Origin of the sequence: Panacagrimonas perspica, assembly GCF_004364935.1 — a bacterium.
Lineage (GTDB): Bacteria > Pseudomonadota > Gammaproteobacteria > Nevskiales > Nevskiaceae > Panacagrimonas > Panacagrimonas perspica.
Window position 1 is genome coordinate 216835 of record NZ_SOBT01000009.1, and the last position, 23378, is coordinate 240212.

Consider the following 23378-nt stretch of genomic DNA (forward strand, 5'->3'; position numbering starts at 1 on the left):
ATGTCCGGCCCGCCATTTCCCTTCTTCAGGCCGTTGCGGCTTCCTTCTTCGCGCTCGATGCCGGCTTGGGACCGTACATCTCGCCCAGCGCGCGCTTGTACTCGCCCGGGAAGACCTTCACGAACTGCTCGCGTGCGTTGGCCCAGTCGTCGAGCAGGGTGCGGGCGCGCGTGCTTCCGGTATAGCGGAAGTGGCGCTCGATCAGGCCCTTGAGGATCACCTCGTCCGACTGCGCGGCGCCGCCGCGTTCGGTGCGGTGCCACAGCGCCTTGTCGAGTTTGGCTTCCTGCTCGCTGGTGCTCGCGAGCGGCTCGACCGCGACCATCGCCATGTTGCACTTGGACTCGAAGTCGCCCTCGGGGTCGTACACGTAGGCGATGCCGCCGGACATGCCGGCTGCGAAGTTTCGTCCGGTGCCACCCAGCACGACGACGGTGCCGCCGGTCATGTACTCGCATCCGTGATCGCCGGTGCCTTCGACGACCGTGATCGCGCCGGAGTTGCGTACCGCGAAGCGCTCGCCGGCAACGCCGTTGAAGAAGGCCTCGCCCTCGATCGCACCGTAGAGCACGGTGTTGCCGATGATGATGTTGTCCACCGCACGACCGCGGAAGTCGGTGTTCGGCCGCACGATGATGCGACCGCCCGACAGACCCTTGCCGACGTAGTCGTTGCCCTCGCCCACCAGGTCCAGCGTGATGCCGCGCGCGAGGAACGCGCCGGCCGACTGGCCCGCGGTGCCCTGCAGCTGGATGTGGATGGTGTCGTCCGGCAGGCCGTCATGACCGTAGCGGCGCGCCACTTCTGACGACAGCATCGTGCCGACGGTGCGATTGAGGTTCTTCACCGGCGAGATGAAGGACACGCGTTCGCCCTTCTCGAGCGCCGGCATCGCCATCGCGATCAGCTTGTTGTCGAGCGCGCGGTCGAGGCCGTGATCCTGCTTGAGCACGCGGTAGCGAGGTTCGTCGGTCGGCGGCTGATAGAAGATGCGGCTGAAGTCCAGCCCCTTGGCTTTCCAGTGCGAGATCGCCTTGCTCTGGTCGAGCAGGTCGGAGCGGCCGATCAGGTCGTCGAACTTCGCGATGCCGAGCTGCGCCATGATGCTGCGCGCTTCTTCAGCGACGAAGAAGAAGAAGTTGACGACGTGTTCCGGCTTGCCCGCGAACTTCTTGCGCAGCACCGGATCCTGCGTGGCCACGCCCACCGAACAGGTGTTGAGGTGGCACTTGCGCAGCATGATGCAGCCCTCGACGACGAGCGGGGCCGTCGCGAAGCCCACCTCGTCGGCGCCCAGCAGCGCGGCGATGACGACGTCGCGGCCGGTCTTCATCTGGCCGTCGGCCTGCACGGTGATGCGCGAGCGCAGGCCATTGAGCACCAACGTCTGCGTGGTTTCGGCCAGGCCCAGTTCCCACGGCGCGCCAGCGTGCTTGACGCTCGACAGCGGCGAGGCGCCGGTGCCGCCGTCATGGCCGGCGATGACGACGTGATCGGCCTTGGCCTTGGTCACGCCCGCGGCCACGGTGCCGACGCCGACTTCGGCGACGAGCTTCACCGAGATGTCGGCCTTGGGATTCGCGTTCTTCAGATCGTGGATGAGCTGCGCAAGATCCTCGATCGAATAGATGTCGTGGTGCGGCGGCGGCGAAATCAGGCCGACGCCCGGCACCGAGAAGCGCAGCTTCGCGATGTACTCGGACACCTTCTTGCCGGGCAGCTGGCCGCCTTCGCCGGGCTTGGCACCCTGCGCCATCTTGATCTGGATCTGATCAGCCGAGGTCAGGTACTCGGTGGTCACGCCGAAGCGGCCGGCCGCGACCTGCTTGATGCGCGAACGCAGCGAGTCGCCATCCTTGAGCGGGATCTCGGCCTCGACCTGGTCGTGCCCGATGATCGAGGCCATCGTGTCGCCATTCTTGATGACGATGCCCTTCTTCTCGAGCCGGTAGCGCGCAGGATCCTCACCGCCTTCACCGGTGTTCGACTTGCCGCCAATGCGGTTCATCGCGACGGCCAGCGTCGCGTGCGCCTCGGTGCTGATCGAGCCCAGCGACATCGCGCCGGTGGCGAAGCGCTTGACGATCTCCTTGGCCGGCTCGACCTCGTCGATCGAGATGGCCTTGGCCGGGTCGAGCTTGAACTCGAACAGGCCGCGCAAGGTCATGTGACGCTTGCTCTGGTCGTTGATGATCTGCGCGTATTCCTTGTACGTGGAATAGCTGTTCGCCTTGGTCGAGTGCTGCAGCTTGGCGATCGCGTCCGGCGTCCACATGTGCTCTTCGCCGCGCACGCGGAACGCGTACTCGCCGCCCGGGTCGAGCATGCTGGCCAGCGTCGGATCGGCGCCGAACGCGAGCTTGTGCAGGCGCAACGCTTCCTCCGCGATCTCGAACACGCCGATACCCTCGACGTTCGACGGCGTGCCGCTGAAGTACTTGTCGATGCACGCGCGATTGAGGCCGATGGCTTCGAAGATCTGCGCGCCGCAGTACGACATCCAGGTGCTGATGCCCATCTTGGACATCACCTTCATCAGGCCCTTGTTGATGGCCTTCTTGAAGTTGTAGACGGCCTTCTCGGGCGACAGCTCGCCCGTCAGGCCCTTGGCCATGTCGGCGAGCGTCTCCATCGCGAGGTACGGATGGATCGCCTCGGCGCCGTAGCCACCGAGCAGCGCGAAGTGATGGACTTCGCGCGCCGAGCCGGTCTCAACGACCAGTCCGGTCGAGGTGCGCAGGCCCTTGTTGACCAAGTGCAGATGGATGGCCGACGTGGCGAGCAGTGCCGGGATGGCGACGTTGTCCGCATCCATCTTCCGATCCGACAGGATCAGGATGTTGTGGCCGGACTTCACCGCATCGACGGCCTTCGCGCACAGCGAGGCCAGGCGCGCTTCGACGCCTTCCTTGCCCCAGGCCGCCGGGTAGCACATGGAGATCTCGCGCGACTTGAACTTGCCGCGCGTATGCGAGGCGATGTCGCGCAGCTTGGCGATGTCCGAGAAGTCGAGCACGGGCTGCGAGACCTCAAGCCGCATCTGCGGGTTGAGGTGCACGTTGTCGAGCAGGTTCGGCTTGGGTCCGATGAAGCCGACCAGCGACATTACCATCGCCTCGCGGATCGGATCGATCGGCGGGTTGGTGACCTGCGCGAACAACTGCTTGAAGTAGCTGTAGAGCAGCTTGTTCTTGTTCGACATCACCGCGAGCGGCGAGTCGTTGCCCATCGAGCCCGTGGCTTCTTCGCCGTCGATCAGCATCGGTGACATCAGGATGCGGATGTCTTCCTGCGTGTAGCCGAAGGCCTGCTGGCGATCGAGCAGCGGGACGGTGGGCAGCTCTTCGGCCGGCGCGACGGTGGCGCCCTTCGGCGGCTTGAGTTCGTCGAGCTTGATGCGGACGCGGCTGATCCAGGTCTTGTACGGCTCGGCGCTGGCGTAGGTGTCCTTGAGTTCCTCGTCCTCGATGATGCGACCTTCCTCGAGGTCGATCAGGAACATCCTGCCGGGCTGCAGACGCCACTTCTTGGTGATGCGCGCGTCCGGGATCGGCAGCACGCCGGATTCCGAGGCCATCACGACGAGGTCGTCGTCGGTGATGATGAAACGCGCGGGGCGCAGGCCGTTGCGATCGAGCGTGCCGCCGATGTAGCGGCCATCGGTGAACGCGAGCGCCGCGGGACCGTCCCAGGGCTCCATCATCGCCGCATGGTATTCGTAGAACGCGCGACGGTTCTCGTCCATCAGCGTGTGGTTCTCCCACGCCTCGGGGACCATCATCATCATGGCCTGCGCGATCGGGTAACCGGCCATCACGAGGAGTTCGAGCGCGTTGTCGAAGCAGGCGGTGTCGGACTGGCCTTCGTAGATCAGCGGGAACAGCTTCTTGAGGTCGTCGCCGAGTTCGCCCGACTTCATGACGCCCTCGCGGGCGCGCATCCAGTTGAAGTTGCCCTTGACCGTGTTGATCTCGCCGTTGTGCGCGATCAGGCGGTACGGATGGGCCAGCGGCCATTCCGGGAACGTGTTGGTCGAGAAGCGCTGATGCACGAGCGCGAGCGCCGACAAGCAGCGCTCATCGCGCAGATCCTTGTAGTAGACGCCGACCTGGTCGGCCAGCAGCAGGCCCTTGTAGACCACGGTGCGCGCCGACATCGACGGCACGAAGAACTCCTTGCCGTGGATCAGGTTCAGGCCGCGGATCGCGTGGCCGGAGGCCTTGCGGATCACGTAGAGCTTGCGTTCGAGCGCGTCAGTGACCAGCACGTCCGGACCGCGACCGATGAAGATCTGCCGGATCACCGGCTCTTTGGCGCGGACCGTCGGCGACATCGGCATGTCGAGGTCGACCGGCACGTCGCGCCAACCGAGCACGACCTGCCCCTCCTCGACGACCGAGCGCTCGATCTCCTGCTCGCAGGCGAGGCGCGAGGCGTTCTCCTTGGGAAGAAAGACCATGCCGACGCCGTACTCGCCGAACGGCGGCAGTTCGACGTTCTGCTTGGCCATCTCCTCGCGATAGAGGAGGTCCGGAATCTGGATCAGGATGCCGGCGCCGTCGCCCATCAGCTTGTCGGCGCCCACGGCGCCTCGGTGCTCGAGATTCCGCAGAATCTTCAGGCCCTGGTCGACGATGGAGTGGCTTTTGTCTCCCTTGATGTGGGCGATGAAGCCGATGCCGCAAGCGTCATGCTCATGGGAACGGTGATACAGACCATGCTGCTCACCTTGCTGCTGGAGATCCTGGCTCAAGTGCGCCATCGCACACGCTCGATATCTGGCTTGCGGGGCTGGGGAGCTTAGTGCGCCGCAACATCGATGCCAAGCAAATTAAATAGGGTCAGATTCCAATTAAATTTGCCCCAGAACAGAGCGATTTGTATTGGGGACAGATCAAAATCAGGGCATATCGATGAGCGGTTTGGAGGGTCTGCGTCCAGGCCGGACCTTCCCCAAACGCCTCGCGGTCTTCGTGCCCAGCTCGGCCAGGAATGTCTCGTCTCCCAAAGCCCAGCCTTTCAGCGTGGCCTCCGTGAGCGCCTGCTCCAGATCCGGCGCCAGCCCCTGTTCGACAAGGTCGCCGTACCGCGCCTCTCGCTCGAATGGGGTGTTGCCGAGCTGCCAGTAAACCGGGGGAGCCGTGACGAGCTTGTCCGACCGAATCCCCCGATAGTGGCCATGGCTCGACCAGGGATGCTCCTCCGGCCGCCTCACGAGGCCCGCCCGGACCGGATTGAGATCGATGTACGCCATGCACGCAAGGCAATAGCGATCCGTCTGCACCATCGTGGAGCGATAGCGTCCCTCCCACAGCGTGCCGGTCCTGTGATGGCGCCGATTGAAGTACTGGACGTACACGCGCCCGACCGCCTGCATCAGCCTCGATACCCCGGTGGAGGTCTGGGGCGTCAGCAGCAAGTGGAAATGATTGGGCATCAGCACGTACGCGTGGATAGCCACCTTCTCGCGCGCCGCGTATTCGGCCAGCAGCGCCAGCAGCCGCTCCTGGTCGGCCGGCTCCCGAAAGATGGGCTGACGATCGTTCCCGCGCTGGATGACGTGATGCGCGAACTCGGCGGCCGTCAGGCGGGCTAGGCGAGCCAAGGCAGGATCTCCCGCTCAGCGCAGGCGACGCGGATCGAACAGGCGCTCGTGCTCGTCGATCGCATAGCGGTCGGTCATGCCGGCGATGTAGTCCGCAACCGCCCTCGCCCTGCCGGCAGGACCGTCACTCTGTTCGCTCCGCTGGGACTCGGCGTAAAACTCCGGCGGCATCAGGCGCGGATCCGAAAACAAGGCCGCGAACAGGGCGCGGATGACCGCGCGTGCCTTGGTCATCACGCGATATACCTGATGGTGCATGTAGAGGTTGTCGCGCAGGAAGCGCTTCAACTCCCGGTTGTCTTCCTGCACCTCCGCGCTGTAACCCACCAGCGGAGCCTTCTGATCCCGCACCGCGTCGATATCGACCGGATGAGCCGCTTCCAATCGCGCGCGGCTCGCGTCCACCAGATCTCCCACCAGTGCGTTGATGATCCGCCGGATCGTCTCGTGCCGCTCCTGCTTGGGACTCATGTCGCGATACAGGGCGCAGGCCGCGTCGTGGTGTCGGGCGAACAAGGGCACGCTGCGCAGCTGATCAATCGTCAGCAGCCCGGCGCGCAGGCCATCATCGATATCGTGATTGTTGTACGCGATCTCGTCGGCCACGTTGGCGACCTGCGCTTCCAGACTCGGCTGCTTGTGGTCGAGAAATCGCCGTCCCACGTCACCCAGCAGCTTTGCGTTCTTCGGAGAGCAGTGCTTGAGGATGCCCTCGCGCGTCTCGAAGCAGAGATTGAGCCCGCGGAATGCCGCGTACTTGTCTTCGAGCTTGTCCACGACGCGCAGTGACTGCAGGTTGTGTTCGAACCCGCCGAACTCCTTCATGCAGTCGTTGAGCGCGTCCTGCCCCGCATGACCGAAAGGCGTATGACCCAGATCGTGCGCCAGCGAGATCGTTTCGCAGAGGTCTTCATTGAGACGAAGCGTTCGTGCCACGCTGCGAGCGATCTGCGCGACCTCCAGCGAGTGCGTCAGCCGCGTGCGGAACAGGTCGCCCTCGTGATTGACGAAGACCTGGGTCTTGTACTCGAGCCGCCGGAAGGCGGCCGAGTGAACGATTCGATCGCGATCGCGCTGATACTCGGTTCGGAGCGACGGCGACGGTTCCTTATGGAGTCGGCCCCGACTGCGAGCCGGGTCGGCTGCACAGGGGGCGAGGTCCATCAGATAGAGACTGCGAATGCGTGGGCGGGCCCCGCGTTACAGAACTTCTCCAATGTCGCGTGCAAGGCGCCCTCGTCGAAATCGGCCGTCAGAACGGCCTCTCCGATACTCCGCAACAACACCAGCCGCAGCTTTCCGCCTTTGACCTTCTTGTCGAGGCCCATCAGGTCACGGAAGCCTTCCGGGGTCATCCCGTCGGGCGGGCTGGTCGGAAGCCCGACGCGACCGAGCAGCCGGGTCGCGCGCTCGAGTTCGACGGCCTTGATCCAACCCATGCGGTGCGACAGGTCCGCCGCCATGCACATGCCAGCGGCGACCGCTTCGCCGTGCAGCCACTCGCTGTAACCGGTGAAGGTCTCGATCGCGTGACCGAAGGTGTGTCCGAGATTCAGCAGCGCGCGGGGTCCGCCCGAAACGCTCTCGCGTTCGTCGAGTCCGACGATTCGCGCCTTGATCGCGCAGCAGCGTTCGATCGTCTCGGCGATGAACTGCGATTCCAGTGCAAGGATGCGGTCGAGATTCTTCTCGAGCCAGCCGAACAGGATCGGATCTGCCAGCAGGCCGTATTTGATGACCTCGGCCAATCCGGCGCGAAGCTCCCGCGGCGGCAGGGTCGCGAGGGTGTCCGTATCTGCGACGACCGCAATGGGCTGATGAAACGCGCCGATCAGGTTCTTGCCGCGCGGATGGTTGACGGCGGTCTTGCCGCCTACCGAAGAGTCGACCTGCGCGAGCAGCGTCGTCGGCAGCTGCACGAAGTCGATCCCACGCTGATACAGCGATGCGCAGAACCCCGCCAGGTCCCCGATGACGCCGCCGCCGAGCGCGATCAGCGCGCCGTCACGGCTCAGGCGCGAGGCCAGCATCCAGTCGAGGACCTCGCCTGCCTGTTCCCAGCTCTTCTGCGACTCGCCGGCCTTCAGAACCAGCGCCTGATCGCGCGGCAGCTTCAACGCGTGCAGCACGGAATCGAGATGGTGCTGGGCGACATTCTCGTCCGTCACCAGCATGGCGCGGCGTCCGCGCAGCAGTTGGTAGCTGACCGGATCGCGCAGCAGTCCGCTGCCGATGCGGATGGGGTAGCTGCGTGCCCCCAGTTCCAAGTTGAGGATACGGGTACTCATGCGGTTCCAGCCGGCCGATGTTCCAGGTGTTCTTCGATCTCGCGGGCAAGGGTCCGCGCGTTGCGGCCGTCCGTCGGAAGGACGAGATCGGCGATCTCACGATAAAGCGGATCGCGCATCTCGAAAAGTCGTTCCAGGATGTCGCGACGCTCGCCCCCCGCCCGCAGCAGCGGCCGGTTATCGGTCCGCGCGGTCCGGTTGACCTGCTGGTCGAGGCTCGCGTGCAGGTAGATGACGAAGCCCCGCGCGGCCAGCCACTGGCGGTTGTCGGGCTCGATGATCGCGCCGCCACCGGTCGCCAGCACGATCCCGTTGCGCTGCGTCAGGTCGCCGATGACGAGGCGCTCGCGCTTGCGGAAGCCATCCTCGCCTTCCTTCTCGAAGATGTACGCGATATCGACGCCGGTACGAGCCTCGATCTCGGTGTCGCTGTCGACAAACTCCATGCCTCGCACATCGGCCAGGCGCTTGCCGACGGTCGATTTGCCCGCGCCCATCGGTCCCACGAGAAAAATATTGCCGCGCAATGTGGTCTGCCAGGATCCGTCGGTGTGGTTGGGAGTATCGGAATACCGCCGCGAAAAAGCGCGCGGGTTCACCGCAACGCCCAAAAAAAGCGCCCCGGCGGGGCGCGATTATAGCGGGGCGGCCCGGATCAGCCGCCGCAGCGGCCAATCCGGCGAGGGCCTTACCGAACCGAGAGACCTTCCTGCAGGATTTTCGGCGTCACGAAGATCAGCAGTTCGTCCTTGTTGGCCACCGTCAGCCGATTGCGGAAGGCGGCGCCAAGGATGGGAATGTCGCCGAGGAAAGGAACCTTGCTGACGTCGTTGCGATTTTCCTGGACGAAGATGCCACCCAGGACGACTGTCGCGCCGTTGTCCACGAGTGCCTGCGTGTTCACTTCCCGCGTGTTGATGGCCGGCGCCGTGCCGCCGTCGCCGGTGGGGACGATGTCGCCGACGTTATCCTGGGTCACGTTCAGGTCCATGATCACGCGGTTGTCGGGGGTGATCTGCGGCGTCACCGTCAACGCGAGCACGGCTTTCTTGAACTGGATGTTCGTTGCGCCACTCGACGACGACTGCTGGTAGGGAATTTCCACACCCTGCTCGATCGACGCCTGCTTGGCGTTGGCGGTCAGCACGCGCGGACTGGAGATGACCTCACCACGGCCTTCGGCCTGCAGCGCCGAGAGCTCGAGATCCACCGCGTAATCCGATCCGAGGATCGCAAGGCCGATGCGGCCTGCGTTGGTCGCAGCCGGCAGATCGAAGTTCAGGCCGCCGTTGGCGAGACCGGGCACGACACCGCCTTGTGCGGTGCGTGCGCCTTCCACGCTGCCGGCAATGCCGATCGTCGAGTTGTTCAGGCGATTGACGTGGCTGACGCCGAATCTGGCGCCCAGTTCCTTCGAAAAGTCGTTGTTCGCGATGACGATGCGCGACTCGATCAGAACCTGCTTCACCGGGATATCGAGCTGGGCGATCAGTGCGCGGATATCCCCGATGACCTCGCGCGTTTCAAGCACGATCAATGAATTCGTGCGCTCGTCCACATTCACGCGACCCCGCTCCGACATGATCGTGTCTTCACCGGCCTTGAGCAGAGCCGCAATGTCGGCTGCCTTGGCGTAGTTGATCTGGATCAATTCGGTACGCAACGGCGCCAGCTCGGTGCGCTGCTTCTGTGCCTCGAGTTCGATCTTGTCGCGCTCCGCGATTTCCGTCAGCGGCGCCACCAGCATCACATTGCCCTGCTGACGCAGACCCAATCCCTTTGTCCGGAGGATGATGTCCAGCGCCTGATCCCACGGCACGTTCTGCAATCGGATGGCGATTTCGCCGCTCACGGCATCCGAAACGACCATGTTCGTGCCGGCGACGTCCGCGATGATCTGCAGCAGCGAGCGGATGTCCACGCTCTGGAACGACAGCGAAATCTTCTCGCCCGTATATTCCGGCTCGCGCAGCTTGCGCTCGTCGAGTTTTTCCTGGGACAGCGGTTGGAGCTCGATCGTGAAGAGATTGCCGGACTGATACGCCACCTGCTCGAAATCCCCCCCCGCGATCGGCGTCACGCTGATCTCGGCGTTGATGCCCACGCGCGTGGAGTCGATGAACTTCACCGGCGTCGCGAAGTCGAGCACATCCAGACGACGGACCAGGGCATCAGGGACCGCCGCATTCTTGAACTTGGCGACGATCTTCCCGCCTTCTTCGACCACGTCGACGGCCGTAGCCGGATCAGACAGCGTCACGACGACGCGCCCTTCTCCCTTGTCGCCCCGCCGGAAGTCGACGGCCGTGATTCCCGGCCGCGTCTGCTGGACCGCCGCAGTCGGAGGGACGTAGGCCGGGCCGGATCCCGCCGGTCCATCCAACGTCAGGAAGACACGATTGCCGTCGATACGGACCGCGTGGGTGGTGAGCTGACTGAGTTCGAGGACCAGGCGCGTGCGCCCGTCGGCCTCTGCAGCGGCGACTGCCTTCGCAGCACCGATGTTGAGTTTCTTGTATCGCTCGGCGACCGCGAGGCGGGTGTCCGGCAGATCCATCGACAGACGAGCCGGCGATTCCACGGTGAACACGACGGGCTCCGGGGCAGGGCCGGACAAGGTCAGCGTCAGCAGCAGCCGCTCTCCGTCCAGCGCAACCGCATCGATGGATTGCAGCGCCCGCCCGGACTGCGCATACGCCGCCGGCGCGATCAGGGAAAACCCGACCAAGGCAGCCAGTCCACAAAGGGCCGCCCGCAACACCGCGAGCGCGCGCCCTGCGGTGTTGGCGACTTGGGATTGGTTCTTCATGGATTACGCGCTCCCTTTAACTCTATTCCGCGAGGGCCAACGTGGCCGGCCGCGAAATCCAGCCGCCGAAACCGTCCGGGACGATTTCCGCCAGTGTGATTTCGGATTCTTCAATGGACTTGATCTGGCCATAGTTCTGGCCCATGTGATTCCCGACGGACACGCGGTGGATCACGCCGTCCGGGGCCTTCACAAGTGCGTACACGGCCTTGGCCGTCTCGATGATGCCCTGCATGCGGAGCGCATCGAGCGGGAACTCCTCGAGCGGTTCGCGGCTTCGATTGAGATCGGGTCTCGGACCGGCCGAAACCATCTGGCCCGGATCCGGCTGCGATTGCTGAAACGGATCCCGCCGCTCGTTGGGCAGATAAGCGAAGGGCTCGAATTGCTTGATCTGCGGAACGGGCTCGATCTGCTGGGATTTGCGGGCCTTGACCTCGGCAACCCGCTGCTCGAGATCTTCCATTCCGCTACCGCAGGCACTCAGTGCGGCAATCGCCAGAAGCAGGGTGCCACGGTGGAGTGCGCGCATCACTTGCCACCTCCGCGCTGAGCGGCTTTCTTGGCCGCATCCGCCGCAGCAAGCTCGTCCTCATCCAGATAGCGGTAGGTCTTGGCCACCGCAGTCATCCGCAGATTTTCCGGATTGAGGCTGTTAGCCCCACGAGCAACGGGCTTCTCTGCCCTGATCTCGACTTCGTCGACCGTCACGATACGAGGGAGTGCGGCAACACCGCTGACGAACGCCCCCATCTCGTGATAGCTGCCGATCACGATAATCTTGTTGGGAATTTCAGCGTAGAAATCCTTCGGCTGCTCGGTCAGAGGCTGGAAAAGTTCTTCGTCGAGGCTGCTGGCTACGCGCGTCTGCGAAATGTCGTTGAGCAGATTGGCGACTTCGCTACGGCTCGGCAGCTGCTTGAGCATCGCGCCGAAGGTGCGCTCCATCTCCTGCAACTGGGCCTTGTAGGCATCGAGCGCGACCACCTTCTTCTGCTTGCGCTCGAACTCGGAAAATAGCGCGGTTTCCTTCTCACGCGCCTCCCTCAATTCATCCCTCATCGGCATGAGCTTGAAGTAGGTACCTCCACCCACCAGCACGACCGCCGTCAATACCGCAGCAGCGAAGTGGACCCAGGTAGGCCAGGTACCCGGACGCTGCACATCCAGCACCTGCAGGTCGTTGATCGCTTCCTGGAAGTTCATTCCACGATCTCCCCGTCATTCGCCTGATCCGGGCCTTCGACCGCCTTCGTCAGGTTGGTCACCTGCAGCGTGAAATCGCTACGACGTGCGCTACCCGTTTCCGTGGTCTTGATCACCACCAGCTTCGGATCGTTGAACCACGGAGACGCCTCGAGATTCTTCATGTAGGTCGAGACACGGCCGTTGGACTCTGCCGCCCCCTCGATCGTCACAAGGGTCCCGTTCTGCTTGATCCCCGTGAGCGTGACACCGTCAGGCAGCGTGTTCACCAACTCGTCGAAGAAGTGCACGGTCGCGCTACGCGAAGCCTGCAGCTCTTCGATGACGCGCATACGCGCCAGCAAGTTGTTCTTGACCTTCTCCAGCTCCTGGATCTCCTTGATCTTCTGATCAACGTCCGCGATCTGCTGGGTCAGGTAGGTGTTGCGATCGTTCTGCAGGTCCAGTGCGTTCTGGATCATCAGGTAGGCGACACCGACGATCACTGCCGCTACCGCCACCGCTACGCCCATCAACGCGACGAAACGCTGCTTGCGCTGCTCGCGCAGTTGCGCGCGCCAGTCCAGCAGGTTGATCTTGGTCATGGATCAGGACTCCGCATCGAACGCGCGGAATGCCAGACCCGCGGCGATCAGCATCGAGGCCTCGTCCTTGGCCAGGACCGAGGGCCGTGCCTTTGCCGAGACGCTCATCGATGCGAACGGACGGGCGATCACCGTGGGGATGCGGAGCCGCTCCTGCACCAGCACGTCGACGTTCGGAATATGCGCGCAGCCACCGGCAAGGATCACCTGGTCGATGTTGCTGTGCTTGCCGGAAGCCGCGAAGAAGAACTGCAGCGATCGATCGATCTGCTGCCCCATGTCGGCGATGAAGCCGGGCAGCACTTCGGTCTCGTAGGTTTCTGGCAGATTGCCGAACTTCTTGGCTTTGCCCGCCTCCTCGAAGCTCATGCCGTACTGACGCATGATCTCCTCGGTAAGCTGCTTTCCCCCGAAAGCCTGGTCACGCGTGTAGATGGTCTGGAGATCGTGCAGGACCAGCAAGGACGAGGAGTTGGCACCAATATCCACCACCGCCACGGTCTTCTTGACGCCCTTCGACGGCATCTGGTGGCGCAGGAACTGGCAGGCGTTCTCGAGCGCGTAGGCCTCGATGTCGACCACCTTGGGCACCAGACCGGCGATCTCCGCCGCTGCACAGCGGCTTTCGACCTGCTCCTTGCGGCAAGCTGCCAGCACCACGTCGGAATTGCCGGTGCCCTTGTCGCTGCCACCCAGAATCTGGAAATCCAGATTCACTTCTTCAATGGGATAGGGAATGTACTGGTCGGCCTGCGCCTTGATCTGCTCCTCCATGTCGTGCTCGGACAACGAGGAGGACATTTGCACGATCTTGGTGATGACCGACGCGCCAGCCACGGCCAGAGCGACGTTCTTGGTACGTGTACCGGCTCGGCTGACGGCCCGCGCGATGGAGTCCGCGACCAGCTTGGGATCTGCGATCTGCTTTTCGTTCACCGCGTTCGGCGGCAACGGTTCCACGGCGTATGTTTCGACATGGAAACGGTCGCCCCGGCGGGAAAGCTCAAGCAGCTTGACGGCGCTGGAACTGATGTCGAGACCGACAAGCTCCTGGCTCCCTCCGCCGAACAGCGATTGCATGATCGACATTGCGCCTCTTCCGCTTGCGCGGCCCCAATTTTTTAATCCCCAGAGAGCGAATGACGCCGCCCCCATTGAGCCTTAATATACCCCAGACGTTCTCCCAAGCAACAATAAGTTGTGTCAACAACTATCTGATGTTGCTTCATAAGCCGGAACGTCATTCCGGGTGTAGCCGGACCTTCGCGAACCACCAGACGTGTCCCGACCGCTAGCCATCTGTTTGTCCCTCATCGGCGGCCTTCTGGTCCTGGCCGCCGCTGCTCCATTCGTCCTGTTCTATGGCGCTCGTTGGTACTACGAGCCCACTCTGCCGTCGGTGGCGTCGCTCAGAGACCTGAAGATGCAGGTCCCCCTGCGTGTCTATACGCGTGACGGCAAACTGATCGGCGAGTTCGGCGCTGAACGGCGTGCGCCACTTGCCTATACGGACATTCCCCCCCACCTGATCGACGCTTTTCTCGCGGCCGAGGACGACCGCTTTTTCGAACATCCCGGGGTCGATTGGCAAGGTCTGGCACGCGCCACACTCAAGCTGGTGACCACCGGCGAGAAGAGCCAGGGCGGCAGCACGATCACCATGCAGCTTGCCCGAAACGTGTTTCTCAGTTCCGAAAGGAGCTACGAACGCAAGATTCGCGAGATCCTTCTGGCGTTGCGCATCGAACGCGAGATGACCAAGCAGGAGATCCTGGAGACCTACCTCAACAAGATCTTCCTGGGGCAGCGGGCCTACGGGGTCGGGGCCGCGAGCCGCGTCTATTTCGCGCGCGAGCCTGCCGATCTGACCTGGGCCCAGACGGCCTTGCTCGCCGGCCTCCCCAAGGCCCCCTCCCGGGACAACCCCGTCATCGCCCCCGAGCGGGCGCAAAGCCGGCGCGACTACGTGCTGCGGCGCCTGCGCTCCCTCAACAAGATTTCCGAGCTCGACTTCCAGGCCGCACTAGCCGAGCCGGTGGTCGTGAAACTCGCCACACCCCAGGTCGAAACCGACGCCCACTTCGTCGCCGAAATGGTTCGATCGGAGGTCGTCGCCCGATACGGCGACCTGGCCTACACCTCTGGCTACCGGGCAACGGCCACGGTCTTGTCCACGCGACAGGAGGCTGCCAACAGCGCGCTTCGCTCGTCGCTGCTGGCCTACGACGAACGGCACGGATGGCGCGGTGCTGAAGCACGCCTGCCGCCCGATCTGATGACCGAAAGCGGCGAGAAGCGCGACGCGATCGAAGAACTCCTGTCGCAACGGCCGCTGGTCGCCGGCCTTCGAGCCGCCGCCGTCGTGAGCTTCCGGCCCGAGCGCCTGACCGTCCTGCTCCAGGGACTGCGGCTGGTGGAAATCGCATCCGAAGACTTCAAGTGGGCACGCCTGACCGGCGCAAAGGCTCTGAAGCCGGGGGACATCGTCCGCGTTCGCTCGGTGGAGGACCGTTGGCGGCTCGCACAGATCCCCGAGGTACAGGGCGCGCTCGCCTCGATGAATCCGCATACCGGCGCGATCGAGGCCGTGGTCGGTGGCTACGATTTCCTGCTCAACAAGTACAACCGGGCCACTCAGGCGCGTCGCCAGCCCGGCAGCGGCTTCAAGCCGTTCCTCTTCGCCGCTGCGTTCGAAAAGGGATTCACGCCCGCCTCCGTGCTGCTCGACGCGCCGATCGTGTACCGCGACTCGGAAATCGAAGGAGCGTGGCGCCCCGAGAACTACGACGGCGACTTCAAGGGTCCGATGCGCCTGCGCGAAGCGCTGGTGTATTCGCGCAACCTGGTAACGATTCGCTTGCTGCAGGAAGTCGGTCTCGACACGGCGCGCGATTACATCTCGCGATTCGGACTGGCGAAGGACCGTATTCCCCGGGATCTCTCGATGGCGTTGGGCACCGGCTCCTTCAGCCCGATGGAAATGGCCTCGGCCTACGCGGTGCTGGCCAATGGCGGATATCGCGTCACGCCGTACCTGCTCGAATCGATTGCAGAACCCAGCGGCAAGGTCGTGTTCCAGGCCCAACCCGCTACTGTCTGCAACGACTGCAAGGACGAGCCCGAAGCCGCTTCGGCCGCAGCCGTTCCGCCGGAGCCCGAAGCCTTGCAGCAACCGCGACATGCTCCCCGCGTGGTCGACGCGCGTGTCGCCTGGCTCGTGGACGACATCCTGCGCGAAGTCGTCGTACGCGGTACCGGCGCTCAGGCCCGCAAGCTGGGACGGGCCGATATCGCCGGCAAGACGGGCACCACGAACGACGAGACCGATGCCTGGTTCAGCGGATTCAACCGCGATCTGGTGTCGGTGGTTTGGGTCGGCTTCGACCAGCCGGCACCGCTGGGCAAGGGTGAAGTCGGCGGCCGCGCAGCGCTGCCGATGTGGATGGATTTCATGCGGGCCGCGCTCGCGGATACCCCCGAGACCGCGTGGCCGAGACCTCCCGGCCTCGTCGATGTTCGTATCGATCGCACCAACGGAACACTGGCCGCCGGCGGCGATCCTGACGCGATCATCGAGGTGGTGCAGGACGACCACGTTCCGGGTTCTGGCGACAAGAGCGGTTACGGCGAAGAGGTTCCGCTCGAGGAACTGTTCTGATCATCCGAGTCCCTCGCACATGTCCCGCCGCAGCCTTGCTTCCGCCGCAGAACTGATCGATGAAGCCGCGCGTCTGATCTGCGACGAAGGCTATGCCGATTACCGCATGGCCAAGCACAAGGCGGCAGAGCGGCTGGGGCTGGGTCGAACCGGCAATCTTCCGGACAATCGCCAGATCGAGGCGGCGGTGATCGATCGCCAAGCCCTGTTCGGTGGGCAGGCCTACTACGCTCGTCTCAAGTCCATGCGCGCGACGGCGCTGCGCGCGATGAAGCTGCTGGCGGCCTACGAGCCCCGGCTGGCCGGCAGCGCCGTCAGCGGCGCGATCGGCGACGGCCATCGCGTCCAGATCCATCTCGTTTCGGATCATGCCGAGGCCGTCGAGATCCTTCTGCACGATCGTCAGATTCCGTTCGAGCAGGACGAGCGCGTCTATCGTCTCGCCGATGGACGCGAAGTCGAGATTCCGCTGCTGCGATTCGAGGCGGACGATATCGGCGTCGACCTCGCCGTCTTCGATCCCGGGACGATCCGCAATCCACCGCTGTCCCAGGTCGATGGCAAGCCCACGCGCCGACTCACGCCCGAACAGTTGCGTCCTCTGGTCGACGCAAGCCCCTGAAACGAAGAAGCCCCGCACCGGCGGGGCTTCTTCATCTTTACCCTTTGTGCCGCCGGATCAGCGCTTGGCCATCGCCGACACGTCGCGCGTCGCCGCGCCCGTGTAGACCTGGCGCGGACGCGCGATGCGCATGCCCGGATCCGAGATCATTTCGATCCAGTGCGCCACCCAACCCACGGTGCGCGCCACGGCGAACATCGGCGTGAACATGTTCACCGGGATGCCGAGCGCCTTGTAGATGATGCCCGAGTAGAAATCGACGTTCGGGTAGAGCTTGCGCTGCTTGAAGTAGTCGTCGCTGAGCGCGATCTCCTCGAGCTTCATCGCCAGTTCGAGCTGCGGATCGCTGACGTTCAGCGCCTTGAGCACCTTGTGGCACTGCTCGCGGATGATCGTCGCGCGCGGGTCGAAGTTCTTGTAGACGCGATGACCGAAGCCCATCAGGCGAACGCCCGAGTTCTTGTCCTTCACCTTGTCCATGAAACCCTGGACCTTCTTCACGTCGCCAATCTCTTCGAGCATCTTGAGAACGGCCTCGTTGGCGCCGCCGTGCGACGGGCCCCACAGCGCCGCGATGCCCGAGGCGATCGCCGCATACGGATTGGTGCCGGTGGAACCTGCCATGCGCACGGTCGAGGTGCTGGCGTTCTGTTCGTGATCCGCGTGCAGGATGAACAGGATGTCGAGCGCCTTGGCGGCGACCGGGTTCACCACGTACGGCTCGGCCGGCACCGCGAACATCATGTGCAGCAGGTTCGAACAGTAGTCGAGGTTGTTCTGCGGATACATGAACGGCTGGCCGAAGTAGCGCTTGTAGGCCGCCGCCGCGATCGTCGGGATCTTCGCGATCATCCTGTGCGCGAAGATCTCGCGGTGACGCGGATCCTTGTTGTTGGTGGTGTCGTGATAGAACGCGGACAGCGAGCCGACCACGCCGGTGAGCATGGCCATCGGGTGAGCGTCGTAGTTGAAGCCACTGAAGAGATTCTTCAGCGACTCGTTGATCATCGTGTGCTTGCGGATGCTCGCGTCGAAATCCGCGAACTCGGTCTTGTTCGGCAGTTCGCCGTTCAGGATCAGGTACGCCACTTCGATGAAGTTGCAGTGCTCGGCGAGCTGCGCAACCGGATAACCGCGATACAGCAGGATGCCTTCGTCGCCATCGATGAAGGTGATGGCCGACTGCGTCGAACAGGTCGACGTGAACCCAGGATCGTAGGTGAAAGCACCGAGCTTGTCGTAGACCTTGCCAACATCCAGGCCCACCGGACCCAGTGTGCCCTTCACGGCTGGGAGATCGATCTTTTCGCCCGTCTCATTGTTGACGAGGCTGTACGTGGCGCTGCTCATCCGCTGACTCCCAAGAATTCTTCGTGGATCTCGTTCACATCGCAGGCGGTCGGCCCGCGCCGTCGTGGCGCGAGCCGCCCCACCGGTACGCTGGCGGGTCGGAAAAACCGCCGGATTCCGCGGGCCGTGCCCATGACCTCAGGGGACGGCGACGGCGGGCGGCAAGCTTAGCGATTTTCCCGGCCGCGCCGCCAGCGCGGACCTGCCCTCTTGCCGGTTTTGGGTCGCACGCGCCGTGCCATTCGAGGACTGGCAGTGGGTGGAAAAGCGACGCCCAATGAAAAAGGCCGCGACGGATCGCGGCCTTTTCAAACTGCCGAAGCGAAGCTTCAGGCCTTTGTGCCGAAGCGCTTCTTGAACTTGTCGACGCGACCGCCGGCTTCCACCTGGCGCTGCTTGCCGGTGTAGAACGGGTGCGAGCGCGAGGAGGTATCCAGATTGACCAGCGCGTACTCCTTGCCGTCCTCCCACTTGATCCTGTCCTTGCTGGTCAAGGTGGATCGGATACGGAAGGTGTGGCCGGCAGCATTGTCCTTGAAGACAACGTAGTCGTACTTGGGGTGGATACCTTCTTTCATGTTGACGCCCTGCATGCCGCAAAAAAGGGCGCGAAGTGTAGGTCCGCCCCGGCACCGGCGCAAGCCGGGTCTCGTGTTCGCCCGGAATCGGGACATTCCGGGGGCCGGTGCGCCTCGAATCGCGCTCCAGCCGCCGGGCTCGCGACCCCGGTCCTGCTCAGGCCTGCGGAGAAACCCGCGTCTTCCCGTTCATCAGCCGGACCGGCTTGCTGAAACGCTGCCATGCGACGAAGAAGAGGCCCACCGCTGCCACTGCCATCGCCGCCGGAACCAGAAGATGCATGTCCATCGATATTCACCCTGCGACCCGAGTCGCGTTATTGATTGTTCGGAAGGTCCACGCCGGCTTTCTGGGCCGCGTGCGGTGCGATTCATATCGCGGGCAGGGCGCAGGCGACCCGGCGCCACCGACCAGCGGAAGCTGCCGTCGGGCGAAGCGGACCGGCGGTATCCGGTCCGGGGTCGAGCGGCTCAGACCGACGCGGAAGGCGCCGCGGGACGCGCAGCGCGCAATTCGCGCGTCTTGGTCGGCGCGCCGGTGACCAGGCGGTCGCCGATCTTGCGGGTGAAGTACTTCCAGCTCCATAACACGAACACGCGCACCCGCTGGGCGCCGTCGATGAGGGCCATGATGTGCACGAAGGCCCACATGAACCAGCCGATGATGCCGCTGACCTTCATGAACTTGAGGTCGCCGACCGCCTTGTTCATGCCGATCACCGCCATCGTCCCCATGTCGAAGTAGCGGAACGGCTTGGGGGCCGCCTTGCCCGTCAAACGGTGGCGCAGCACCTTGGCGACGAACTGGCCCTGCTGGATCGCCGCGGGCGCCAGGCCCGGCACCTCCACGCCGGCGGCATCGGTCAGACGGGCCAGATCGCCGATCACGAAGATCTCCGGGTGCCCGACCAGCGAGCAGTCCGCCTCGACCTGCACGCGCCCGGTGCGGTCCAGCGCCCCGCCCGCCTTCTCGACCAGGATGCGCCCGAACATCGAGGCGGTGACGCCAGCCGCCCACAGCACGGTGCGGGTCGGAATGGTCTGCACGCCGGCGTCCGAGCGCGTGCGGACCTGCCCGGCGTCCACATGCTCCACGCGCGTGCCGGTGAGGACCGTCACGCCCAGTTCTTCGAGGTGCCGCTTTGCGGCGACCCGCAGCTTGGGCGCGAACGCCGGAAGGATCTCGGCCGTGCCTTCCACCAGCAGCACGCGCGCTTCGCGCGGATCGATCGCGCGAAAGTCCTTCACCATCGTCTTGTGCGCCAGTTCGCCGAGCGCACCGGCCAGCTCCACGCCGGTCGGCCCGCCGCCCGCGACCACGAAGGTCATCAGGGCCTTGCGCACCTCGGGATCCTGCTCGACTTCCGCCAGTTCGAAGGCTCCGAAGATCTTGCGCCGGATCTCGATGGCGTGTTCCACGGTCTTCATGCCGGGCGCGAATTCCCGCCATTCGTCATGCCCGAAATAATGGTGCTTCACGCCCGTGGCGACGATCAGCGTGTCGTACCTCAGCTCGCCGAACTCGTGCACGAGCTTTCGCGCAACCGGATCGACGTCGTAGGCCGTCGACGTCAGGCACTGCACCTTCGGATATTTGCGCAGCACGACGCGCTGCGGAATCGCGATGTCGCCGGTGGTCAGCGAACCCGTGGCGACCTGGTACAGCAGCGGCTGAAACAACTGGAAGTTGCGCTTGTCCAGCAGCGTGACGCGGCACCCTGCTTTCCCGAGCGCCTTGGCCGCGTTGAGGCCACCGAAGCCGCCACCGACGATGACGACGTGATGCTCCCCAACCGCTGACTGCGACATGGAATTTCCGAACGTTGCCGACGACGGCGAATTCTACGTGCGCGCTGGCTCGACGGGCCTGCCCTGCGAGCCAGGCTCATTCGTCAGCCGGGCGGTTCAGCCTTGGCACTGCGGCTCGAGGTCTTCTTCGGTTTCGCGATCCGCTCCATCGGCTTGGGCGGCTCGGCGCCGGTCAGCCAGCGCTCCTGGAACACGTAGCGCGATACCTGCGCCACGTCGTACAGGTACCAGGCGTTCACCGAACCGCCGACGAGTGCCCCGATGATGGGCACGACACCCGCGGCCTTGCGCTTGCCCAGGTTGATGCCGAGCTTCGACGCCAGGTTGTTCAGCGAGAACACCGCGGCTTCCTTGGCGAATTCGCGTTCGGCCGCACGCTCCACGCCGTCGCGCCATGCCGATTCCTCGAGCGAGCTCACCTGGAAGTCACGCAGCGCGGCCACGGCGACCTGCTTCTCCTCGAGGCTGTTCGCCGAAGCCAGCGCGAACACGCCGATCGCAAGCTGCCGATATCCCGGCTGACGCAAATCCTCCCCGTAGCAGAGACCGACCCGGTGGATCGTGCGCAGCGCGAGCGCGATCAGCGCCGGCACATCCGCCACCATCCCCGCCGCGCCGGCGACACCGAAGGCTGCGCCGCCGACACCACCCATGGCCATCGCGCGACGCTGCTCGGTGCGCATCAGGTCGTCGCAGACCTTGAGGCTCTGCTCCCGCAACTCGCCCAAGGTCGCCACGCCGGCGCGTTTGAGGATGGGACGTTCGTCGGAGAATTTCTCCGCGACGCGATTCACCCCGTCGAGCGCCGCCCGCAAGGCGTCTTCCGGCACCAGTGCCTGCACCGCGCCGGCGATCTTGCTGCCGGGCTTCGCCAGCAGGCGTGTTCCCCAACCCGGCGACTCGGCTTGCCAGTCGCGGATCAGCTTGAGCTGACGCTTTTCGTAGTCGGTGAGGGCTCTCATTCGAAGCGATCAGGAATCGGTTGAAGTCCGCCGCATTGTAGGGACGCCGGCTGAACCCGAGTCGACCGCAAACAACCGTCAACACGAAATCGCGGATGGCCTCGGCGCCGCGCCGTGCGCTACGACATCCCGACGATATGCACGATCACCACGATGCCGGCCGCCACGACGATCAGTGCGGTGAGCAGCATCTTGAGTGTCTCGATCACGATCGTCTCCCGAGCCTGTGAAGGTTCGACGCAGGCAGCGTTCCGAAGTCGCGCCTTACTGGCCGTAGACCGGGACCGATTCCACGCTCAGGTCGTAGCCCCAGGCATGGCTGACCACCGCCGCGTTCACCGGCAGCGGCAGGAAGTTGGCCCCGCTCTGCACCATCACGCCGACACCGAGCTTCGCCTTCTGCGGCGAATAGGTGCCCTGGATCGCCGCCGTGACGACGCCGTTCTTCACGTGGAAGAGCCGTGCGCGGGCACCGGCGAACGCGATCTCGGGACCGAGCGCGGTCGTGCGCGTGCTCACGCCGCCGCGCGCATCCGATGCATCGGTCTTGCCGGTGCGCACGCCGAGCAGATCCTTCACGGTCACGCTGACGGTGGCCTGCGACACCAGGTCACCGAAACCCCAGGCGGCGAAGCTCGCGGCTGTCTTAGGGTTCTGCACCCATCCGCGCAGGAAGATGCCGTACGCGCCCAGGCCCGGCTCCTGCAATTCCGCTGGCGGAATGACTTCGACGAAGGCCAGCACGTCGCTGACCGACTTGCCGTCGCCGTCGTCACTGCAGGTCGATCCGGACACGTGGACCATCGCAAGCTGTCCGCCGGCCTCGGTCGGTGCGAACGAAAAGCCTGCCGGGAGCAGGCCCGCGAGCGTCACCGCGGGCAGCGTGACGAGCGTGGTCTGCTCAGCGCAGTTCGAGTAGTGGATGAAGTGCTGATCGACTTCCAGCGGCGGGGCGGCAACCGCCGAGGCGGCATACAGGGCAGCAGGCAGGCTGGCGAGGACGAAGCGCTGGAACAGGTTCATCGTGATTTCCCGGTGAGTGCGATGTGGCCGGGACGGTGCGTCCGGCGGTGCATGCATTCTCGGGATCGACGTGGCCACGATCTCCACGGTTCACAAACAAGATTCAAATGACTTGCACACCGGCACCGCGCAACGCGGCAACCGTGGGCCTTACGCGACAGCAGGCTCCCGCGCCGGCTTGCCGTCGAAGCGATAGCCGTAGCCGTAGACCGACGTGACGATGGTCTGCGCCTCGTCGTTCAAAGCCGAGCGCAGCTTGCCGACCGCGTTGGTCAGCGAGGTCTCGGAGACGATGCGCCCCGGCCACACGGCTTCCAGCAATTGTTCCTTGGTCACCACTTCGCCCGCGTGGCGCAGCAGGAACATCAGCAGCTCCAGCGGCTTCCGGGGAAGGTCGACGCGCTGGCCGTCCACCTGCAGTTCCAGCGCGCGCTCGTCCAGGACGATCGGGCCGAAGCTCCAGCGAAAAGGTCCGCTTCCATTGGCCGCGGCCACCGGTGCGGGCGCCGCCATGGACTTGAGCCGCCGCAACTGCGTGCGCACGCAGGCGAGCAGTTCGCGCGGCTCGCAGGGCTTCGAGAGGTAATCGTCGGCGCCGAGTTCCAGCCCCACTACGCGGTCGGTCGTCCCGTCCTGGCTGGTGAGCATGATCACCGGCACCTGCGAAAACCCGCGCAACCAGGCCAACAGTGCGAGGCCGTTCTCGTCCGGCATCATCAAATCCGAAATCACGACGTCGGGGAGACCGCCCGCCGCGCCGGCGCGAAACGCCGCCACGCTCTCGTAACAGTTCACCTCGAACCCGACCTCGACGAGATAGCCGCCGATGAACTCCCGCAGGGCGGGGTCATCATCGACGAGAGCGATTCGGGCAGGCATCGGGG

At 64.5% G+C, this 23378-nt stretch carries 19 protein-coding genes; 2 read left to right on the forward strand and 17 right to left on the reverse strand.

Annotated elements, in window-relative coordinates:
- Positions 1–25: 25 nt before the first annotated feature.
- The 10 genes from DFR24_RS12580 to DFR24_RS12625 all read right to left on the reverse strand — a co-directional run bounded on the left by DFR24_RS12580 (position 26) and on the right by DFR24_RS12625 (position 13572).
- Entirely contained in the window at positions 26–4762 is a 4737-nt protein-coding gene (locus tag DFR24_RS12580) for a glutamate synthase-related protein (RefSeq protein ID WP_133881767.1), read from the reverse strand.
- A gap of 138 nt (positions 4763–4900) precedes the next feature.
- The gene (locus DFR24_RS12585) at positions 4901–5605 is read right to left on the reverse strand and encodes an REP-associated tyrosine transposase (RefSeq protein WP_133881768.1); all 705 of its coding nucleotides are present in this window, start codon (positions 5603–5605) and stop codon (positions 4901–4903) included.
- A gap of 15 nt (positions 5606–5620) precedes the next feature.
- Entirely contained in the window at positions 5621–6769 is a 1149-nt protein-coding gene (locus DFR24_RS12590; RefSeq protein WP_133881769.1) for a deoxyguanosinetriphosphate triphosphohydrolase, read from the reverse strand.
- Entirely contained in the window at positions 6769–7893 is a 1125-nt protein-coding gene (gene aroB / locus DFR24_RS12595) for a 3-dehydroquinate synthase (protein WP_133881770.1), read from the reverse strand. The genes DFR24_RS12590 and aroB overlap by 1 nt, the downstream gene beginning before the upstream one ends.
- The gene (aroK, locus tag DFR24_RS12600; protein ID WP_281280184.1) at positions 7890–8420 is read right to left on the reverse strand and encodes a shikimate kinase AroK; all 531 of its coding nucleotides are present in this window, start codon (positions 8418–8420) and stop codon (positions 7890–7892) included. The genes aroB and aroK overlap by 4 nt, the downstream gene beginning before the upstream one ends.
- 161 nt (positions 8421–8581) lie before the next feature.
- Positions 8582–10702, reverse strand: a complete 2121-nt coding sequence (locus DFR24_RS12605; protein WP_133881771.1) for a type IV pilus secretin PilQ — start codon at positions 10700–10702, stop codon at positions 8582–8584.
- Between the two features lie 22 nt (positions 10703–10724).
- Positions 10725–11234: a pilus assembly protein PilP gene (locus tag DFR24_RS12610; RefSeq protein WP_133881772.1), complete on the reverse strand. Its 510-nt coding sequence runs from the start codon at positions 11232–11234 to the stop codon at positions 10725–10727.
- Positions 11234–11908 (reverse strand): type IV pilus inner membrane component PilO, encoded by a 675-nt coding sequence (gene pilO, locus DFR24_RS12615; protein WP_133881773.1) that lies wholly within the window; start codon positions 11906–11908, stop codon positions 11234–11236. The genes DFR24_RS12610 and pilO overlap by 1 nt, the downstream gene beginning before the upstream one ends.
- Entirely contained in the window at positions 11905–12492 is a 588-nt protein-coding gene (locus DFR24_RS12620; RefSeq protein WP_133881774.1) for a PilN domain-containing protein, read from the reverse strand. The genes pilO and DFR24_RS12620 overlap by 4 nt, the downstream gene beginning before the upstream one ends.
- A 3-nt stretch (positions 12493–12495) precedes the next feature.
- Positions 12496–13572: a pilus assembly protein PilM gene (locus DFR24_RS12625; protein WP_162851271.1), complete on the reverse strand. Its 1077-nt coding sequence runs from the start codon at positions 13570–13572 to the stop codon at positions 12496–12498.
- 223 nt (positions 13573–13795) lie between these two features.
- On the opposite strand from DFR24_RS12625, the gene DFR24_RS12630 reads away from it, so the two are divergent.
- Both DFR24_RS12630 and DFR24_RS12635 read left to right on the forward strand, forming a co-directional pair.
- A complete protein-coding gene (locus DFR24_RS12630) occupies positions 13796–16150 on the forward strand; it encodes a penicillin-binding protein 1A (RefSeq protein ID WP_246051646.1) in 2355 nt (784 codons plus the stop codon).
- A 19-nt stretch (positions 16151–16169) separates the two neighbouring features.
- A complete protein-coding gene (locus tag DFR24_RS12635) occupies positions 16170–16772 on the forward strand; it encodes a hypothetical protein (protein WP_133881776.1) in 603 nt (200 codons plus the stop codon).
- 57 nt (positions 16773–16829) lie between these two features.
- On the opposite strand, the gene DFR24_RS12640 is transcribed toward DFR24_RS12635, so the two are convergent.
- The 7 genes from DFR24_RS12640 to DFR24_RS12665 all read right to left on the reverse strand — a co-directional run bounded on the left by DFR24_RS12640 (position 16830) and on the right by DFR24_RS12665 (position 23373).
- Positions 16830–18122 (reverse strand): citrate synthase, encoded by a 1293-nt coding sequence (locus DFR24_RS12640; protein WP_133881777.1) that lies wholly within the window; start codon positions 18120–18122, stop codon positions 16830–16832.
- A gap of 329 nt (positions 18123–18451) precedes the next feature.
- A complete protein-coding gene (locus DFR24_RS12645; protein WP_133881778.1) occupies positions 18452–18700 on the reverse strand; it encodes a type B 50S ribosomal protein L31 in 249 nt (82 codons plus the stop codon).
- A 157-nt stretch (positions 18701–18857) separates the two neighbouring features.
- Positions 18858–18989: a hypothetical protein gene (locus tag DFR24_RS25165; RefSeq protein WP_281280168.1), complete on the reverse strand. Its 132-nt coding sequence runs from the start codon at positions 18987–18989 to the stop codon at positions 18858–18860.
- Between the two features lie 182 nt (positions 18990–19171).
- Positions 19172–20509, reverse strand: coding sequence for an NAD(P)/FAD-dependent oxidoreductase (locus tag DFR24_RS12650; RefSeq protein ID WP_133881779.1), 1338 nt, complete (start codon positions 20507–20509; stop codon positions 19172–19174).
- 83 nt (positions 20510–20592) lie between these two features.
- On the reverse strand, positions 20593–21471 hold the full coding sequence (locus DFR24_RS12655) for an EcsC family protein (RefSeq protein WP_133881780.1): 879 nt from the start codon (positions 21469–21471) through the stop codon (positions 20593–20595).
- A 264-nt stretch (positions 21472–21735) separates the two neighbouring features.
- Positions 21736–22494 carry a hypothetical protein gene (locus DFR24_RS12660; RefSeq protein ID WP_133881781.1) on the reverse strand — a complete coding sequence of 253 codons (759 nt, stop codon included), beginning with the start codon at positions 22492–22494 and terminating at the stop codon, positions 21736–21738.
- Positions 22495–22644: 150 nt separating this feature from the next.
- Positions 22645–23373 (reverse strand): response regulator transcription factor, encoded by a 729-nt coding sequence (locus DFR24_RS12665; RefSeq protein ID WP_133881782.1) that lies wholly within the window; start codon positions 23371–23373, stop codon positions 22645–22647.
- Positions 23374–23378 lie beyond the last annotated feature (5 nt).

Excerpts from the sequence above, each read along its gene's own strand:
- DFR24_RS12590 (WP_133881769.1), bottom strand. The coding sequence starts at position 6,769 with ATGGACCTCGCCCCCTGTGCAGCCGACCCGGCTCGCAGTCGGGGCCGA.
- DFR24_RS12640 (WP_133881777.1), bottom strand. The coding sequence starts at position 18,122 with ATGAGCAGCGCCACGTACAGCCTCGTCAACAATGAGACGGGCGAAAAG.
- DFR24_RS12625 (WP_162851271.1), bottom strand. The coding sequence starts at position 13,572 with ATGCAATCGCTGTTCGGCGGAGGGAGCCAGGAGCTTGTCGGTCTCGAC.
- DFR24_RS12645 (WP_133881778.1), bottom strand. The coding sequence starts at position 18,700 with ATGAAAGAAGGTATCCACCCCAAGTACGACTACGTTGTCTTCAAGGAC.
- DFR24_RS12665 (WP_133881782.1), bottom strand. The coding sequence starts at position 23,373 with ATGCCTGCCCGAATCGCTCTCGTCGATGATGACCCCGCCCTGCGGGAG.
- DFR24_RS12650 (WP_133881779.1), bottom strand. The coding sequence starts at position 20,509 with ATGTCGCAGTCAGCGGTTGGGGAGCATCACGTCGTCATCGTCGGTGGC.
- DFR24_RS25165 (WP_281280168.1), bottom strand. The coding sequence starts at position 18,989 with ATGGACATGCATCTTCTGGTTCCGGCGGCGATGGCAGTGGCAGCGGTG.
- DFR24_RS12635 (WP_133881776.1), top strand. The coding sequence starts at position 16,170 with ATGTCCCGCCGCAGCCTTGCTTCCGCCGCAGAACTGATCGATGAAGCC.
- DFR24_RS12605 (WP_133881771.1), bottom strand. The coding sequence starts at position 10,702 with ATGAAGAACCAATCCCAAGTCGCCAACACCGCAGGGCGCGCGCTCGCG.
- DFR24_RS12620 (WP_133881774.1), bottom strand. The coding sequence starts at position 12,492 with ATGACCAAGATCAACCTGCTGGACTGGCGCGCGCAACTGCGCGAGCAG.
- aroB (WP_133881770.1), bottom strand. The coding sequence starts at position 7,893 with ATGAGTACCCGTATCCTCAACTTGGAACTGGGGGCACGCAGCTACCCC.
- pilO (WP_133881773.1), bottom strand. The coding sequence starts at position 11,908 with ATGAACTTCCAGGAAGCGATCAACGACCTGCAGGTGCTGGATGTGCAG.
- DFR24_RS12610 (WP_133881772.1), bottom strand. The coding sequence starts at position 11,234 with ATGCGCGCACTCCACCGTGGCACCCTGCTTCTGGCGATTGCCGCACTG.
- DFR24_RS12655 (WP_133881780.1), bottom strand. The coding sequence starts at position 21,471 with ATGAGAGCCCTCACCGACTACGAAAAGCGTCAGCTCAAGCTGATCCGC.
- DFR24_RS12580 (WP_133881767.1), bottom strand. The coding sequence starts at position 4,762 with ATGGCGCACTTGAGCCAGGATCTCCAGCAGCAAGGTGAGCAGCATGGT.
- DFR24_RS12660 (WP_133881781.1), bottom strand. The coding sequence starts at position 22,494 with ATGAACCTGTTCCAGCGCTTCGTCCTCGCCAGCCTGCCTGCTGCCCTG.